Annotated in this window: 13 protein-coding genes and 1 rRNA gene; 9 read left to right on the forward strand and 5 right to left on the reverse strand. The window is 55.1% G+C overall.

What is annotated here, in order from left to right:
- The 3 genes from ABJ205_RS00995 (at position 1) to ABJ205_RS01005 (ending at position 1,795) form a co-directional block, all read left to right on the forward strand.
- A complete protein-coding gene (locus tag ABJ205_RS00995) occupies positions 1-678 on the forward strand; it encodes a COQ9 family protein (protein ID WP_348159225.1) in 678 nt (225 codons plus the stop codon).
- A 163-nt stretch (positions 679-841) separates the two neighbouring features.
- Positions 842-1,396 (forward strand): single-stranded DNA-binding protein, encoded by a 555-nt coding sequence (ssb, locus tag ABJ205_RS01000; RefSeq protein ID WP_348159223.1) that lies wholly within the window; start codon positions 842-844, stop codon positions 1,394-1,396.
- A gap of 258 nt (positions 1,397-1,654) precedes the next feature.
- Positions 1,655-1,795 carry a hypothetical protein gene (locus tag ABJ205_RS01005; RefSeq protein ID WP_348159221.1) on the forward strand — a complete coding sequence of 47 codons (141 nt, stop codon included), beginning with the start codon at positions 1,655-1,657 and terminating at the stop codon, positions 1,793-1,795.
- On the opposite strand, the gene ABJ205_RS01010 is transcribed toward ABJ205_RS01005, so the two are convergent.
- Positions 1,792-2,334, reverse strand: coding sequence for a DUF177 domain-containing protein (locus tag ABJ205_RS01010; RefSeq protein ID WP_348159220.1), 543 nt, complete (start codon positions 2,332-2,334; stop codon positions 1,792-1,794). The genes ABJ205_RS01005 and ABJ205_RS01010 overlap by 4 nt on opposite strands.
- Complete coding sequence (locus ABJ205_RS01015; RefSeq protein ID WP_348159218.1) at positions 2,331-2,858, reverse strand: ubiquinol-cytochrome C chaperone family protein; 528 nt, start codon at positions 2,856-2,858, stop codon at positions 2,331-2,333. Before ABJ205_RS01015 ends, ABJ205_RS01010 begins: the two co-directional genes overlap by 4 nt.
- A 263-nt stretch (positions 2,859-3,121) precedes the next feature.
- Here ABJ205_RS01015 and bamE point away from each other — a divergent pair, with 263 nt between their 5' ends.
- From bamE to ABJ205_RS01040, 5 genes are all read left to right on the forward strand, one after another.
- Positions 3,122-3,580 (forward strand): outer membrane protein assembly factor BamE, encoded by a 459-nt coding sequence (gene bamE, locus ABJ205_RS01020; RefSeq protein ID WP_348159216.1) that lies wholly within the window; start codon positions 3,122-3,124, stop codon positions 3,578-3,580.
- 58 nt (positions 3,581-3,638) lie between these two features.
- Complete coding sequence (hslV, locus tag ABJ205_RS01025; protein ID WP_348159214.1) at positions 3,639-4,199, forward strand: ATP-dependent protease subunit HslV; 561 nt, start codon at positions 3,639-3,641, stop codon at positions 4,197-4,199.
- Positions 4,200-4,311: 112 nt separating this feature from the next.
- Positions 4,312-5,613, forward strand: a complete 1,302-nt coding sequence (hslU, locus tag ABJ205_RS01030; RefSeq protein WP_348159213.1) for an ATP-dependent protease ATPase subunit HslU — start codon at positions 4,312-4,314, stop codon at positions 5,611-5,613.
- Positions 5,610-6,008 carry an ACT domain-containing protein gene (locus ABJ205_RS01035; protein WP_348159212.1) on the forward strand — a complete coding sequence of 133 codons (399 nt, stop codon included), beginning with the start codon at positions 5,610-5,612 and terminating at the stop codon, positions 6,006-6,008. The genes hslU and ABJ205_RS01035 overlap by 4 nt, the downstream gene beginning before the upstream one ends.
- A 63-nt stretch (positions 6,009-6,071) precedes the next feature.
- Positions 6,072-8,936: a pitrilysin family protein gene (locus tag ABJ205_RS01040; RefSeq protein ID WP_348159211.1), complete on the forward strand. Its 2,865-nt coding sequence runs from the start codon at positions 6,072-6,074 to the stop codon at positions 8,934-8,936.
- A gap of 15 nt (positions 8,937-8,951) precedes the next feature.
- Here the strand turns inward: ABJ205_RS01040 and ABJ205_RS01045 are convergent, their stop codons facing one another.
- From ABJ205_RS01045 to ABJ205_RS01055, 3 genes are all read right to left on the reverse strand, one after another.
- The gene (locus ABJ205_RS01045; RefSeq protein WP_348159244.1) at positions 8,952-10,796 is read right to left on the reverse strand and encodes an ABC transporter ATP-binding protein/permease; all 1,845 of its coding nucleotides are present in this window, start codon (positions 10,794-10,796) and stop codon (positions 8,952-8,954) included.
- 67 nt (positions 10,797-10,863) lie between these two features.
- Positions 10,864-11,865, reverse strand: coding sequence for a retroviral-like aspartic protease family protein (locus tag ABJ205_RS01050; RefSeq protein WP_348159210.1), 1,002 nt, complete (start codon positions 11,863-11,865; stop codon positions 10,864-10,866).
- Positions 11,866-12,014: 149 nt separating this feature from the next.
- On the reverse strand, positions 12,015-13,469 hold the full coding sequence (locus ABJ205_RS01055) for a lipopolysaccharide biosynthesis protein (RefSeq protein WP_348159209.1): 1,455 nt from the start codon (positions 13,467-13,469) through the stop codon (positions 12,015-12,017).
- Positions 13,470-14,319: 850 nt separating this feature from the next.
- Between ABJ205_RS01055 and ABJ205_RS01060 the strand changes: the two genes are divergently transcribed.
- A 16S ribosomal RNA gene (locus tag ABJ205_RS01060) occupies positions 14,320-14,729 on the forward strand; the annotation flags it as partial.

Genomic DNA, 14,729 nt, shown 5'->3' on the forward strand with positions numbered 1-14,729 from the left:
ATGACATCTTCTCCGGACTTCGCAGATATGACGCTAGATGAGCTTCGCGTGGCGCTTGCTCCAGAAATCGCTGCGTCTGCTGTGTTTGACGGATGGAATGAAACCGCACTTGTGGCCGCAGCAGAGATGGTAGGTGCAGACGTTGATGTGGCAAAGCTCGCCTTTCCCAGCGGCATGTCGCAATCGATGGATATGATTGAGGCGTGGATCAACCATGTTGACGAGGCAATGGAGGCTCAATGGCCTCAAGAACGTCTTGCTGAGCTAAAGATCCGCGAGCGCATTCGCACTCTTGTGGCATTCCGGCTTAACGCTGTGGAGCATGTGGATGAGGCCTTGCGCCGCGCGCTTTCAATCATGGCTATGCCGCAAAATGCCCCGCGCGCACTACAACTAGGCTGGCGTTCAGCGGACATTATGTGGCGGCTCGCAGGGGATACTGCGACCGATTACAACCACTATTCCAAGCGCGCTATCCTTGGCGGTATCTACTCAGCAACGCTTGCTGTGTTTGTGAACGATGACAGCGAAGGCAAGGCAAAGACTCACGAATTTCTCGGCCGCCGAATCGACGGTGTGATGAAGTTCGAAAAAGCCAAGGCGCAGTTTTTAAACAATGACGTGGAGCTGCCCAGCCTTTCGCGCTTTTTGGGGCGCTTGCGCTATCCCAGCCGGTAAAATTGACGCGCCGCATGAAAGGCGTTTAGAATTCTCATTGGGATAACGGCCCATGCGAACGCGAAGGCGAATAGCCACTTTTGGGCCGCTTCCCTATTAATGGTGCAACAGATTCGCGTGGGGCGTATGCGGCCGCACACCATTTTTAGGGAGACATCACGCCATGGCAGGTTCGCTTAACAAAGTAATGCTTATCGGCAATTTGGGGGCAGACCCCGAAATTCGCTCGTTTCAGAACGGTGGCCGGGTTGCCAACCTGCGCATTGCGACGTCTGAAAATTGGAAAGACAAGAACACGGGCGAACGCCGTGAGAAAACCGAATGGCACACGGTCGCCATCTTCTCAGATGGCCTTGTCAATGTGGTCGAGCGCTACCTCAAAAAAGGCTCCAAGGTCTTTGTCGAAGGCAAGCTGCAAACCCGCAAATGGCAGGACCAAAACGGGCAAGATCGTTACTCAACCGAGGTCGTGATCCAAGGCCTTGGCGGGACATTGACTATGCTCGATGGACGCGGTGAGGGCGGCGGCTCCGGTGGAGGTCAAAGCGGCGGCTGGAGCCAAGGTGGCGGCTCAGGCGGCGGCGGCCAAGGTGGCGGCGGCTGGAACCAGGGCGGCGGTTCGGGCGGCGGTTCGGGCGGCGGCGCTGGTGGTTCAAGCGGCAATACTGGCGGCAATGCTGGCGGTTATGACGATCTTGATGACGACATTCCGTTTTGATGGATGGTCAGCACTCAGTCAGATCAAAGGGCCTCGCGAGCAATTCGTGAGGCCTTTTTCTTGTTCGCATCCCCAAAAGTAAGAGCTTTCGACATCTCCAACTCCGAGATGCGTAGAGGTTTCTACATATTGTATGGGTGAGCCATGAGCATCTCAAAATATGACTGACGCCAGCGAGGCCATGTTGCGACGCGGGAGGGCTCGTTTTCTGGAGGTGCAGCAGAGTGAAAACCGTCTGCGCGAACTTAGGAAAACACAATGTCTCAATCAGATAGGCTAGGCCGAAGCGTTCAGCGTTTCGCGTTAGAGGTGATGGGAACTATAGTGCTCAACTATCTTGCGTCGCTGCCGATCGCCTATCAATTGGCGGCCTATTTCGAGTTTCCAGTTGAAGGCTAATCCTTCGTCAAGCCTCTGAGCATATCGGCGAGCGGCCCTTCTTGTTCACCTTCGGTAAGGATGCCCGCTTTTTTGCGGGCTTCATCGGCATTTGGCCCTTCGGCATACGGGTCAATTGCAAGGCCAAGGGTTTGCGCCACAGCTTCGCCCAGATCAAAGGCATCGCCTGAATATTCGATCTCGTCGCAATTATCTGCGTCCAGCTCGACTTCGATCTCGCCGTCTTCCCGAAGGGCAGGGTCGATCAAACCTTCTTCGACGAATCTAAGATCGAGCGTTTCTTTGACCTCCACGGGGAATTCTTCGCCCGAAATCGCGCACAGTTGCTGGATCGACGCGGTGAGATTGCCTGTTGCTCGGATCGCACTGGGGCGTTGCTCTACATCTACGCTTGCACGAAGCGTTTCGATGCTTGCGAGGCCAAAACGCTGCGCCAAGGCGATGCGCTCGTTTGCGCCTGCTTCAACAATGATGGGCTCTGCCGGCAGGCCTTTGATCTTGATCAGACGCTCCAGCTCGCTTGGGGGAAGATCGTTCATTTAACTGCGCTCGCATTCAGGAGCGCTTTGTCATCAAGTGAGTTCAAACGCTCTGAAAGAGCCAGCAGGTCATTGGCGATGCCAGCGCTGCAAGAGGCCTCATCGGCATCCTCACTAAAAGTGGTGTTGCGCGCGATGGTGTCAGATAACTTCGCGTGGTCCTTGTTCGAAAACGCTCCGCGATAGGCCCCAAGCCTGCCACCCAGCACGCTCATCAATTTGCCTACCCGTTTGCCAATGACGACATCATTGACGCCAAACTGGCGCAGCTGGCCGTCCATATCTTCTACGAAAAGCTCAGCCAAAAGTGCGCTCTCGGCCCGCATATCGCTTGCCTCCACGCGGACCATAACCGCGCAAAGAATCGCGGTGATCATATCAAACCGCCCCGCAACAGTGTCCGCGACCATGTGCGCGCTGTAGAATTGAGGTTCACGGGCAAGCTCGACCACCTTGTGCCACAATGGGCGCACCGTTTCGCGAGGATCGGGTCCAGTGCCAAGGAGGCGGGAGAGAAATGACATAGTTTCCTTTCAGAAATAGCGGTGAACGGTCTGGCTGTGAATACACTTCCCGACTGCTCACAAGCTACCGCCCTATTGTGTATTCAGCCGCAATTCACCGCGCAAACTCCAGCACTTTCGCGTGAACGCACATTGCCAGCGCCCGATACACGGCTTAAGGCGTGTGCAACGCGATATAGGCCACTCGCGCAATGCGGCAAGTGGCAGGACAAGACGGGATTAAACTTATACTTATGCGTGCAACACTATCGCCTAAGAAACGAATGATCAAAGCAACAGCGATCAGCATGGCTGTTCTGGCCGTCGCAGGTTGTTCTTCGATCCGCGAATCGCGCGGTTTTGTGAATGACCCTCTGTTGGTAGGCACAGTGCAACCGGGCATCGACAATCGTCGTTCGGTCGAAGGCGCTTTGGGCCGCCCAACATACGAAAGCCAATATGGCGAAAAGACCTGGTATTACATTTCCAGCGTCACAGGCCGCCGTCCTTTTGTGCGGCCACGCATCAATGATCATGCTGTTCTGACCGTTCGGTTTGACGAAGCGGGCAATGTTGCATCGGTGGATACCAAAGGCATGGACGAAGTTGTCTTCCTTCAGCCTGACGGTGACAAGACGCCAACCCTTGGCCGTGAGCGCGGCTTCCTAGAAGATTTGTTCGGCAATATCGGACAGGTTGGCGCTGGTGCTCCTGGTGGCGCTGGTGGTCCAGGAGGGCCTTAAGGTGAGGCTTTACCCTGCGTTATCTTGACGCATTGATCCGGCCCCCCATATTCGGGTGATGGATGATAAAGCGGCTAGCCACGGCCTTGTACAGTGGCACGGCACCACCATTATTGGCGTCAAACGCGGCGACAAAATCGTTGTCGCGGGCGACGGTCAGGTTTCCATGGGCAACACCGTGATGAAACCCAATGCGCGCAAAGTGCGGCGCATTGGTGAAGGCGGTAAGGTTGTTGCTGGCTTTGCGGGCGCAACCGCGGATGCCTTCACCCTGTTTGAACGCCTTGAAGCGAAGCTTGAGCAATATTCCGGGCAGCTTTTGAGGGCAGCGGTTGAACTGGCCAAGGATTGGCGGACCGACAAATACTTGCGCAATCTCGAAGCCTTGATGATTGTTGCTGATGAAGACAGCCTTTTGGTGCTCACCGGCAATGGCGATGTGCTGGAGCCTGAAGGCGGGATCGCGGCGATTGGATCTGGCGGGAATTATGCGCTCGCAGCCGCCCGTGCGCTCTCCGATTATGAAGAAGATGCAGAGCAAATTGCGCGTAAGGCTATGGCTGTTGCCGCCGACATCTGCGTCTTCACTAATGGCAATTTGACGGTGGAAGAAGTTTAAACACCGCACCCGTTCGCCCTGAGCCTTTCGAAGGGCGGCCTCGAGCTTGCCAATCGTACTTCGACAAGCTCAGCACGAACCATGGTTCTCTGGATTTGGAAGCTGAACTGAAATGGATAATCTCACCCCAAAGGCGATTGTCGCCGCATTGGACGAACACATCATTGGCCAGAAAGAAGCCAAGCGCGCGGTTGCCGTGGCGCTTCGCAATCGCTGGCGGCGTCAACGATTGGGCTCTGAGCTCAAAAATGAGGTGACGCCAAAGAACATCTTGATGATCGGCCCAACCGGCTGCGGTAAGACCGAGATCAGCCGCCGTTTGGCGAAATTGGCAGAGGCGCCTTTCGTGAAGGTCGAAGCGACCAAGTTCACTGAAGTCGGCTATGTCGGGCGCGATGTGGAACAGATCGCGCGTGATTTGGTCGAAGAATCGATCCGCCTTGAGAAAGAGCGCCGCCGTGAAAGCGTGCGCGAGGCCGCGAGCGAGGCGGCGATGGAGCGGCTGCTTACGGTCCTCGTTGGGGATAACGCGTCTGAAGCCACCCGCGAAAGTTTCCGCCAACGCGTAGTTCAAAATGCCATGAACGATGTTGAGGTTGAGATCGACATCACCGATGCTGGCAATGGCATGCCCTTCGATATGGGCAATATGGGCGGCAATATGCAGATGATCGACCTGTCCGATATGATGGGCAAGGCGTTCGGCAAGGCCAAAACCAAGAAACAGAAAATGCGCGTGCCCGAAGCTTGGGACAAGCTCGTCGATGAGGAAGCAGATAAGCGCCTTGATGATGAAGACGTCAGCCGTGCTGCCCTGCAAAATGCAGAGACCAATGGCATCGTGTTCTTGGACGAGATCGACAAGATTGCCGTTTCCGATGTACGCGGCGGAAGCGTCAGCCGCGAGGGCGTCCAGCGCGACCTTCTGCCGCTGATAGAAGGGACGACTGTTGCGACCAAATATGGTCCGATGAAGACCGACCATGTTCTCTTCATTGCATCGGGCGCGTTCCATGTGGCCAAGCCTTCCGACATGCTTCCCGAGCTGCAAGGGCGTTTGCCGATCCGGGTAAACCTGCGCGCGCTTACGACGGAGGATTTTGTGCGCATCCTCTCCGAAACCCGCGCCAACCTCGTCGAACAATACAGCGCGCTTCTCGGCACGGAAAAGGTAGAACTCGATATCACCGAAGACGCGGTTCAGGCGGTGGCGACTATCGCTGCGCAAGTGAACGAAAGCGTCGAGAATATCGGGGCAAGACGTTTGCAAACGGTGATGGAAAAGCTGCTCGAAGAGATTAGCTTTGAAGCCGAAGAACACGAGGGCGAGACGATCAAGGTCGATGCCGCTTACGTTCACGAGCGGCTGGGCGAACTTGCAGGCGACAGCGATCTTTCCAAGTATATTCTGTGAGTGAAAGCCCGGTCTCGGCATTGGGGGCCATGCTTTCGGGCATGTCACCAAAGCTTGATGATCGGCCTTACTCCTTTGCCCTTCTTGATGAAGGCGAGCAGATTCCAGACTTTGCCTTTGCCTTTGCCGTTATTCGCGAAAACGAAGGAACCACGGTGGTGCTGCCCAAGGAGCAGGCGGAGTCACAATTTGCCCGTATCACCCTTCAGGTTCATTCCGACCTCGAAGGCGTTGGGCTCACAGCAGCCGTCTCAGCCGCGCTCGCCAAAGCGGGCATCGCCTGCAACGTCATTGCCGGATATTACCACGACCACCTGTTCGTCCCATGGGAACGCCGCGATGAGGCCATGACACTTCTTATCGCTTTAAGCGAAAAGCCGCGTGGGGGAGGTTGAAACTAACAGGCGCACACGCTTTAAGTGTGGGCCTGATATTTTCTCGCCAAAAAGGCTCCCTTAATGCTTCGTAATTTTCTTCTCGCAGGTACGGCTGCATTGGGCCTTGCTGTGAGCGCGCCTGCCTTTGCCCATAACAATGGGCACACAGATGGCCATGGCGTAGAACACGCCTCCGAACTTACCGCACCCCCAATCGAATACACCATGTGGACGCTCGAAAATGGGCTTCGGGTCATTGCGGTTCGGGATGACGGGACCAGCACGGTTACGACGTCTCTTTGGTATGAAATCGGTTCAAAGAACGACCCTCAGGGGCGTTCCGGCTTCTCCCATTTGTTTGAGCATATCAGCAGTCGCAAGACAGAGAATATGCCCTACAATCTGATTTATTCGCTGACAGCGGATGTGGGGGGAACGCGCAATGCGTCCAATTGGGTTGATCGAACCAATTACTTCGAGCAAGTGCCCGCCGCTTACCTCGAGACAATGCTGTGGACTCACCGCGAGCGGATGGCCAATTTGGTCGTCGACGAACAAGTGTTCGAAACCGAGCGCGGGGTTGTCAAAGAGGAACTTCGTCAAAGGGTGCTGGCACCGCCCTATGGCAGGCTCCAACGCTTCATTATCCCGGAAAACGCCTATGACCTTATGCCTCATCGCCGGGCAGGTATTGGTTCGATTGCGGATCTTGATGCGGCAAGCTTTGAAGATGCGCGCGCCTTTTACGAAGCTTATTATGGACCTGATACAGCGACCCTTATTGTTGCAGGTAATTTCGAACTGGAAACGCTGCGCGCACTGGTCGATCAATATTTCGCAGACATCCCTGCGCGCAGCGATCCTATCTCGACCGCTGTCGAGCAGTTCGAACCTGAGATCGACGGCCCGCGATCAATCCACGCAACCGCGCCCAACGTGCCATTGCCGGTCATCGGAGGGGTTTGGAAAGGCCAAGCGATCACCCATGAGGACGCGCCTGCCATCCGGGTCTTAATGACCCTCCTTAGTGGGGGCGAGAACAACAGGCTCGCGAATGCGCTTGTGCGAAAAGGGCTTGCGGTTGAAGCTTCTGGTAATGCGCCGATGTTCCGGGAAGCGGGTCATTTGAATGTTTATGCACTCGCCCGGCCGGATAAGATTGAAGCGGCTGGTGAGGCGCTCGACGTCGAACTCGCTAAGCTGCGGGCTGAATTGGTAAGCCCAGAAGAACTCGCCGAAGCCAAGAGCGAAATTGTCGCAAGCTCACTTCGCCGCCGCGAGACAGCCCGAGGGCGTGCATTTGAGCTCGGCGAAGCTTTAATGGCAAGCGGTGATCCTGATTACGCAGATCGCGGTCTGCGTTTGATAACCAAAGTCACCGCGAGTGATGTGCTGCGTGTCGCCCAGCGCTATCTCGATCCAGAACGCCGGGTCACGATCAATTACAGCAGCGGACCGGAGGACGCTGCTTCTTACGCAAACCCGGTTCCAATGCCCGATTTTGGTACATTACCAGCTGCATCTGCTCCCATTCGTTCGGTCAAACCTGAAGAAGCGCGAGAGCAACCGCCCGGACCTGCAAAAGCCCCTTCAATCGCGCCTCCTAAAATGGTTCAGTCTGCGCTATCCAATGGCATTCCGGTAATCACCGCTCAGACCGGGAATGTGCCGATCGCCACTGTTTCGATCGTGTTTCCCGGCGGGAGTAAGACCGATCCGCAAGAACATGACGGCATTGCTGAGCTGGCAGCTTCCCTTGCTGCGAGCGGGTATCACGAGGTCGATGCACAAACTATTGCGGCAAGGTTCGAGAGCTTGGGGGCGAATTTTAGCGGAGAGGCGGACAATGATGGTACGATCTTCTCCTTAACCGCACCCACAGCCAATTTAGCTGAAGCAGGAGAGTTGGTCGCGCATATTGTGAAGGGCGCGCTTTATCCCGATGAAGAGTTTCTGCGCGAGCGGGCTCGCCGAATTGAAACTTTGCGCGTGACGATGACAGATCCCACCGGTGTTTCACGCCGGGCTGCTCGAACAGCGCTTTATGGTGATGCTCCTTACGGCAGTCATCCTCAGGGCACGCCGGAAAGCCTAGCCAATATCAATCGCAGTGACCTTCTTTATCACCGCCAACACTTCTTCCACCCTGAACGTATGCAGATTGTCATTTCAGGGGGGCTGACAAGTGATGATGCCCTCGCCGCAGCAGAAGCGATGTTTGGCGATTGGGTGACCCCCAATGGGGTGGGCCTGATTGTCGATGATGCTGGTGGTGAGGCATTGGCGCCTCGGACAATTGTCGTGGACATGCCTGGTTCGGGTCAGGCTGCGATCTTCGTAGCGCTGCGCGCGCCGGCACGCGGCGCAGAGAATTTCGACGCTCTGCAAATTGCCAACGCTGTGCTGGGGGGTGGTTCGAGCGGGCGGCTGTTTGAAGAAATCCGCACCAAACGTTCCCTTTCCTACGGTGCATATTCGCGCATTGAGGGACACAAGGACGGTTCGCTCCTCACGGCGAGGGCGCAAACGCGCAATGAAACGGCGGATGAAGTTGCGGCGATCATGCTGACCGAAATCTCAAGGCTTAATGAAGAAGATCTGGGTCAAGAATTGCTCGACCGCCGGCGGACGTATCTTGATGGTAGCTATGGCCGCGTGATGGAAACGAGCGCTGGGTTCAATTCCATTGTCTCTGGTCTATTGCTCCATGGTTTACCGGCATCGGACGCAAGTCGCTTGGCGGATCGCTTGGCAAAGGTTGATAGCGCGGCGGCGAACGCCGCTGCTCGCAGCGTACTCAACGCCGATCAGGCCACTCTTGTTGTGGTTGGTGAGGCGGCCAAGTTCCTCGATGACCTTAGGAAAATTAGAGACAATATTGAGGTGATCGGGCTGGATGATCTGGACCTGTCTAACCCGTCATTGCGCAAAGTGATCGAAGAGTAACTTCGTGGATAAATTCTATTGATCCGCGGCTTCGGCCTCAGGCTTCTCTTGTGCTTGTTGGGCCCACATTTCGGCATAAAGTCCTCGCTGGGCCAAAAGCTCGCTGTGGGTTCCGCTTTCATGGACAGTGCCATGGTCCAGCACAATTATCCGGTCGGCATCCGCAACGGTTGAAAGCCGGTGTGCAATCGCAATTGTGGTGCGGCCACGTGCGAGCCGTTTCAAAGTGCCAAGGATTTCCTGTTCTGTGCGCGTGTCCAGCGCGCTGGTCGCCTCATCAAGCAGCAGTATCGGTGGATTTTTCACAAGAGTTCGCGCAATTGCGACGCGTTGCTTCTCGCCGCCGGAGAGTTTCAATCCACGCTCGCCAACCATCGTCTCAAACCGGTCCCCCAGTCGATCAATTAATGGCATAAGCGCCGCATCGCGAGCAGCCTGTTCGACCGCTTCTTCGTCTGTACCTTCCGCGCCGTATGCGATGTTGTAGGCCAGCGTATCGTTGAACAGAACGCTGTCTTGCGGGACAATTCCAATCGCCGAACGTACGCTGTCTTGTTGGCATTCGGCGATGTCCTGACCATCGATAAGGATGCGGCCGTCACCTGGATCATAAAAGCGGAACAGCAATCTTGCGATGGTGCTTTTGCCGGCACCGGATGGTCCAACAACCGCTAAAGTTGATCCGGCCGGAACTTCAAAGCTTAGACCGTTCAGGATGGTGCGATCTGGATCATAACCAAAGGTGACATTGTCGAAGATAAGGCTGGGCTGTGAGACGGTGAGTTCTGGTGCGTCAGGTTTGTCTTCGACTTCGACAGATGTGTCGATCAGGCGGAACATCTCTGCCATGTCAACAAGGCCTTGCCTAATGGTGCGGTAAACCCAGCCCAGTAAATCGAGAGGACGGAAAAGCTGCATCAGGTAAGTGTTGACGAAGACAAGGTCGCCGACGGTCAACTCACCTTTGCTCCATCCCCATACGCTGTACATCATTGCGCCTGCCATCAAGGCGTTGGTGATCCCGGACTGCACAACGTTGAGAAGTGCGAGTGAATTTTCCGATTTCATTGCGGCATTTGCATAAGCGCGCGCTGCTTGCGAATAGCGATCTTCCTCTCGCTTTTCGGCTCCGAAATATTTGACTGTCTCGAAGTTTAAGAGCGAATCAACCGCGCGGTGAAGGGCTTGCCCATCAAGGTCATTCATCTCACGGCGCAGTTTGGTTCGCCATTCGGTGATCCAGCGTGTGGTAAAGATATAGGCGACAACCGTGAGAGCTGTTGCTGCGACCAACTCCCAACCGAAATTCAGGTAAAAGATGACGCCGACAGCAATAAGCTCGATTGCAGTAGGGGCAATGTTGAACAGCAGGAAATATAACATCATGTCGATGCTCTTGGTCCCGCGCTCAATAATCTTGGTGACCTCACCTGTTCGCCTTGTCAGGTGAAAGCGCAAGGAGAGGCGGTGAAGGCGGTGGAAGACGTCCTGGGCAAGGCTTAACGTTGCCATCTGCCCCACGCGCTCGAATACGACATTTCGCAAGTTGTCGAACAACAGCGAGGTAAACCGCCCAAGCACATAAGCTGCGACCAGCGCCATTGCGACTTGAGCGGCGCCGGACATTTCTGACGCAACTCCGCTGTCCTCCATCGCATTGACCGCACCTCGATACGCAAAGGGCAAGGACAAAATGACGGCCTTGGCGAGGATCACCAACGCCATCGCCACAACGATACGCATACGAAGACCGGGATTATCGGCCGGCCAGAGGTAAGGAAGAAAACGCTTAAGCGTTATCCAACTTTCGGCTTCGGCGGGCGCCGTGGGGCGATCAGAGGTGGCGGTATCAGGCGGCATTACAGCCGTCATGTGGCGGCCAGTGCTGGTCACCGCAAGGTTTATCAGCCTTTTAGGCGATTAAGAGTTAGGGACGTATGAGGGCGCCTGGCCCCCGCGTGCGGGCCCGGCGTAAAGCACGTTCAATATCGCGAGGGACGTCGAACAAGATACGGCTCTCTGAAAAATCAATGGCCACCCGGTCAAAAGTGCGAAGATGCTGCATGCCCAAGGCAAGAACAGGTTGGTTTCCAAGGCCCAACGCATCGAAAGCAGGGGTGTCAGCGAAAGTCAGGGGCACGTTCTCAAACGTAAGGCCCCCAAGGCTCATAGACCTGACCGTCTGCATTTCACCGGTTAATTGCACACCGTTGACATCGGTGGTGATGACCTCTTGCGCGCGCTTGCGGCGAATGCGGTCCTGCAAGGCAAGGCTGCCAATGCTCGACTGCGCGCCTGTGTCGATGATGACGGTTGCACGCACGCCTTCCACAAGCGCATCAGTTATGAGCAATTGCCCATATTGTTGATTGGCGCGCACGATAATTTCGAAACCGGAACGGTAATTGTCGAGCTTAGAGACGTCTTGCACTGCAATTGTCTCTTCACGAAAATCGATGAGCACGCGGAAGTCCTGCAGACTGTCGAGGCCAAGGATGCCAAGTGCCCCGACATTGTTTGCGTCGAGCACAGGTGAGATCAGGTCATAGACGGTGTGTTGGCCAAAGGTCATTGTCTCAACTTCGACGAGATCAACTGGACGACGGCTGGCCATCCCTACCAAAGTCGCAGTGCCCGAAGGCGTGAGCGCAAGGTTGCGATTGATTTGATGGGTGACCGCGGTTGCTTGGCTGCCTGTGTCGATCATAAAATCAAACGGGCCGGCACCCTCAATCATGACCGGCACTGTAAAGCGCCGCGCACGATCTACATCGAGATCGAGGATTTCTGTTGCGGGGTCGGAAAAGTCAGGGGCGATGGCCTCCGCCTCTAATCCCTGACCAGTCGCAGGCGGTTCGATCGCAATGGCAGCTGCGCTTGATGCAAGCAGGCCAGAGGCAATTGCGGGGAGGGCGCAAAGAAGGCTCATCGGATGTCTCTTCGGTTAGGGGCGTATGTTTAATGCTGGACGCAAGGTACCAGAGAAGTGCGCGAGGCTCAAACCAATCGCACAACGCCGCTCATGCGCCAGCTTGGTGTCGGACTTTAAGCGAACTTCGCCGAGTTCTTTTGCATATCTTACTTTCGCAAGAGCGCCCAAGTTTCACGCACGATTTCGCGGTATCCAAACCAGAATGTTGCAGCATAGACTACGGCACCCACGCTTGCGCTCAAAAGAAGTGCAAAGAATGGGCTCTCAATCGGGACAAGCGCTTGAACACCAAGAACGACTATAATGAGGGCCGCGCAGGCAACCAATATGGGCATCACCGCTCGCAGAAGTGCGAAGGGCGTAACGCCCACACGAGGCAGAGTCACAGTAAGAGTGATCGCACATAGCAATGGTGCAGACATCCACCATGCATGAACCAGGCCCATGGCCCGGTCGTTGATCTGCCATAGGAACATCACCGGAAAGATCACTGCGCCGGCGATTGACGTAAAGAGATAGACCTTCGGTCTGCCCATCGCGTTTGTGACCGGAGAACATATAAGGTGGAGGGCAAATGCGGGCATCGCGGCTGCTAGCCCAGCGACGATTGGGATCAATCCCACCCACTTTTCTCCCATCAAGATCGGGATCAAGTGCTGAGCGGTAAGCGCGAGGCCAATATAAACAGGTGCGCAAACCATCATGACGAGACGCACGGTCTTCAGAAAATAGGGACCAAGCGGCTTGTCTGCCCGGTGGAGTTCCGAATAGGCAGCAAGCGCCACCTCATTAATGGGCGGGATAAAGCGCCCGGTAACAATAAGCGCCAGAAACAATGCCTGAGTGTAAAGCCCCAAATCGTGTGTTTCGAGAATGCGTCCCGCAATCGCGACATCGGATTGGCTTTGGATAATCCAGAACAGCTGACACAACGTCAGCGTGCCGCCGTAAGTGACAAGGTCCCATGCTCCTTTCGGGTTGAAGACTGGCATGACCCAGAAACGCGCCGCCCACATAAGACCAATCGCCCGGCTGACAAATATTGAGAGCCCTGCATATATAAGAGCCCACACTCCCCAACCCAGCCATGCAAGGAACAAGGCGGTGATCGCACCGACAAGGGCGCTCGCCATATTGGCTTGGCCTTGCTTTCGAAATTCCAGTTTGCGCGCGAGCCATTCGGACGGCATCGCAATAAAGGGAATAGTGAGGAAGATCGCAGCTTGAACCCGCAAGAGCTCAGCGACGAGCGGCTCTTCAAAATAGGCTGCGGCGTAAGGGGCAAACAGGAACTGAAGGGCCGATAGCATGATGTTGGCAATCAACAGCATCCCGAAGACCTGGCCGATACGCCGATCATCAATACGCTTTGTTTGCACAATAGAAGTCGCAAAGCTCTGGCCATTGAGAAACGCCAAGGCAGTGACCACGACCTGGCTCATCGCGAATAGGCCATAGTCCGATGGGTCGAGAAGGCGCACGACCAAGAAGGTCGACGTCCAAGTGATGACCTGCGCTGCGACTTGCGCACCCCAACGCCAAACAACAGCGGTACGCACGCGAGCTGCAAAGCTGGAATCGTGCGCATCACTATTTGGCATGTCTTCTATAGACGTGTTTGGGGCAGTGGGGCTGGCCGTCATAACTCGTGCGTTAGCGAGCAAAGATGAAAAAAGGGTCCACGCTGCTTAATATATACAAGGGGGATAATAGGTGCGGCTTGATGGGGTGTGTTGAGATCTGCTCGACAAACGACCAAAGCCGAGGACTCTCAGTCAATGTTTCCTCTGGGTGTACGATTCTTACTCAGACCCGAACTTTCATTCCCTTGATTCGTATCAAATGAGCATTCTGAGACGGTATAATGACCAGAATGGGTGAATCAGGGCGAGTGAATCCGACCAGAAAGGAGCTCAAACCCCGGATTCGACCACCGACCGTGAGTTCGCGCCCGATTTGTGGCTCGAGGAGGTGGTCTAACGGCACACAATTAGCCTCGTATTTTCAATCACTTGAGACTTTTTTGAAACAAAATTGCAAAAAGGTCTTGCCCGAATCCCGAACCCCGCCTAGATGACCTCTCACCGGGGCGACGCAGACGGTTTCAACCGCCTCCACTGACCCGGTCGCCAGACATTAAACGGATAACCGGTTCCCCCGGTGTAAATCGGGGAACTCAATCGGTGTCCGCTTTTATTGTCTGGTTGCTCTTTGACATTGTTGGTTTTTGATGAAGGGACATGTGGGCGACGGCGCCTGGTCTGCGAGCTTCAAGGTCGCAGTAACCAGTTAAATTTAAGCCGATTGCCACATCCTTACTATGCACCACGCATGGTATAGATGATGCATGTTCATTCGTATCCATTACGTTTGACAGCAGGTATCGGCTCCTTGATACTCTTGCTAGTCAAGATAGCGGGGTTTCCCCCGTGCTTGATTGGTTAGTTTCACAAACTTGAGAGTTTGATCCTGGCTCAGAACGAACGCTGGCGGCATGCCTAACACATGCAAGTCGAACGAACCCTTCGGGGTTAGTGGCGCACGGGTGCGTAACGCGTGGGAACCTGCCTTTAGGTTCGGAATAACTCAGAGAAATTTGAGCTAATACCGGATAATGTCTTCGGACCAAAGATTTATCGCCTTTAGATGGGCCCGCGTTAGATTAGATAGTTGGTGGGGTAATGGCCTACCAAGTCGACGATCTATAGCTGGTCTGAGAGGATGATCAGCCACACTGGGACTGAGACACGGCCCAGACTCCTACGGGAGGCAGCAGTGGGGAATATTGGACAATGGGCGAAAGCCTGATCCAGCAATGCCGCGTGAGTGATGAAGGCCTTAGGGTTGTAAAGCTCTTTTAC

Origin of the sequence: Erythrobacter sp., from assembly GCF_039988855.1 — a bacterium.
In the GTDB taxonomy this organism is placed as follows: domain Bacteria; phylum Pseudomonadota; class Alphaproteobacteria; order Sphingomonadales; family Sphingomonadaceae; genus Erythrobacter.

What these genes read in the sequence shown, in the direction of transcription:
- ABJ205_RS01010 (WP_348159220.1), bottom strand. Translation starts at nt 2,334, where the DNA reads ATGAACGATCTTCCCCCAAGCGAGCTGGAGCGTCTGATCAAGATCAAA.
- ABJ205_RS01005 (WP_348159221.1), top strand. Translation starts at nt 1,655, where the DNA reads ATGTCTCAATCAGATAGGCTAGGCCGAAGCGTTCAGCGTTTCGCGTTA.
- ABJ205_RS00995 (WP_348159225.1), top strand. Translation starts at nt 1, where the DNA reads ATGACATCTTCTCCGGACTTCGCAGATATGACGCTAGATGAGCTTCGC.
- ssb (WP_348159223.1), top strand. Translation starts at nt 842, where the DNA reads ATGGCAGGTTCGCTTAACAAAGTAATGCTTATCGGCAATTTGGGGGCA.
- bamE (WP_348159216.1), top strand. Translation starts at nt 3,122, where the DNA reads ATGATCAAAGCAACAGCGATCAGCATGGCTGTTCTGGCCGTCGCAGGT.
- ABJ205_RS01055 (WP_348159209.1), bottom strand. Translation starts at nt 13,469, where the DNA reads ATGCCAAATAGTGATGCGCACGATTCCAGCTTTGCAGCTCGCGTGCGT.
- ABJ205_RS01015 (WP_348159218.1), bottom strand. Translation starts at nt 2,858, where the DNA reads ATGTCATTTCTCTCCCGCCTCCTTGGCACTGGACCCGATCCTCGCGAA.
- ABJ205_RS01040 (WP_348159211.1), top strand. Translation starts at nt 6,072, where the DNA reads ATGCTTCGTAATTTTCTTCTCGCAGGTACGGCTGCATTGGGCCTTGCT.
- hslU (WP_348159213.1), top strand. Translation starts at nt 4,312, where the DNA reads ATGGATAATCTCACCCCAAAGGCGATTGTCGCCGCATTGGACGAACAC.
- ABJ205_RS01050 (WP_348159210.1), bottom strand. Translation starts at nt 11,865, where the DNA reads ATGAGCCTTCTTTGCGCCCTCCCCGCAATTGCCTCTGGCCTGCTTGCA.
- ABJ205_RS01045 (WP_348159244.1), bottom strand. Translation starts at nt 10,796, where the DNA reads ATGCCGCCTGATACCGCCACCTCTGATCGCCCCACGGCGCCCGCCGAA.
- hslV (WP_348159214.1), top strand. Translation starts at nt 3,639, where the DNA reads ATGGATGATAAAGCGGCTAGCCACGGCCTTGTACAGTGGCACGGCACC.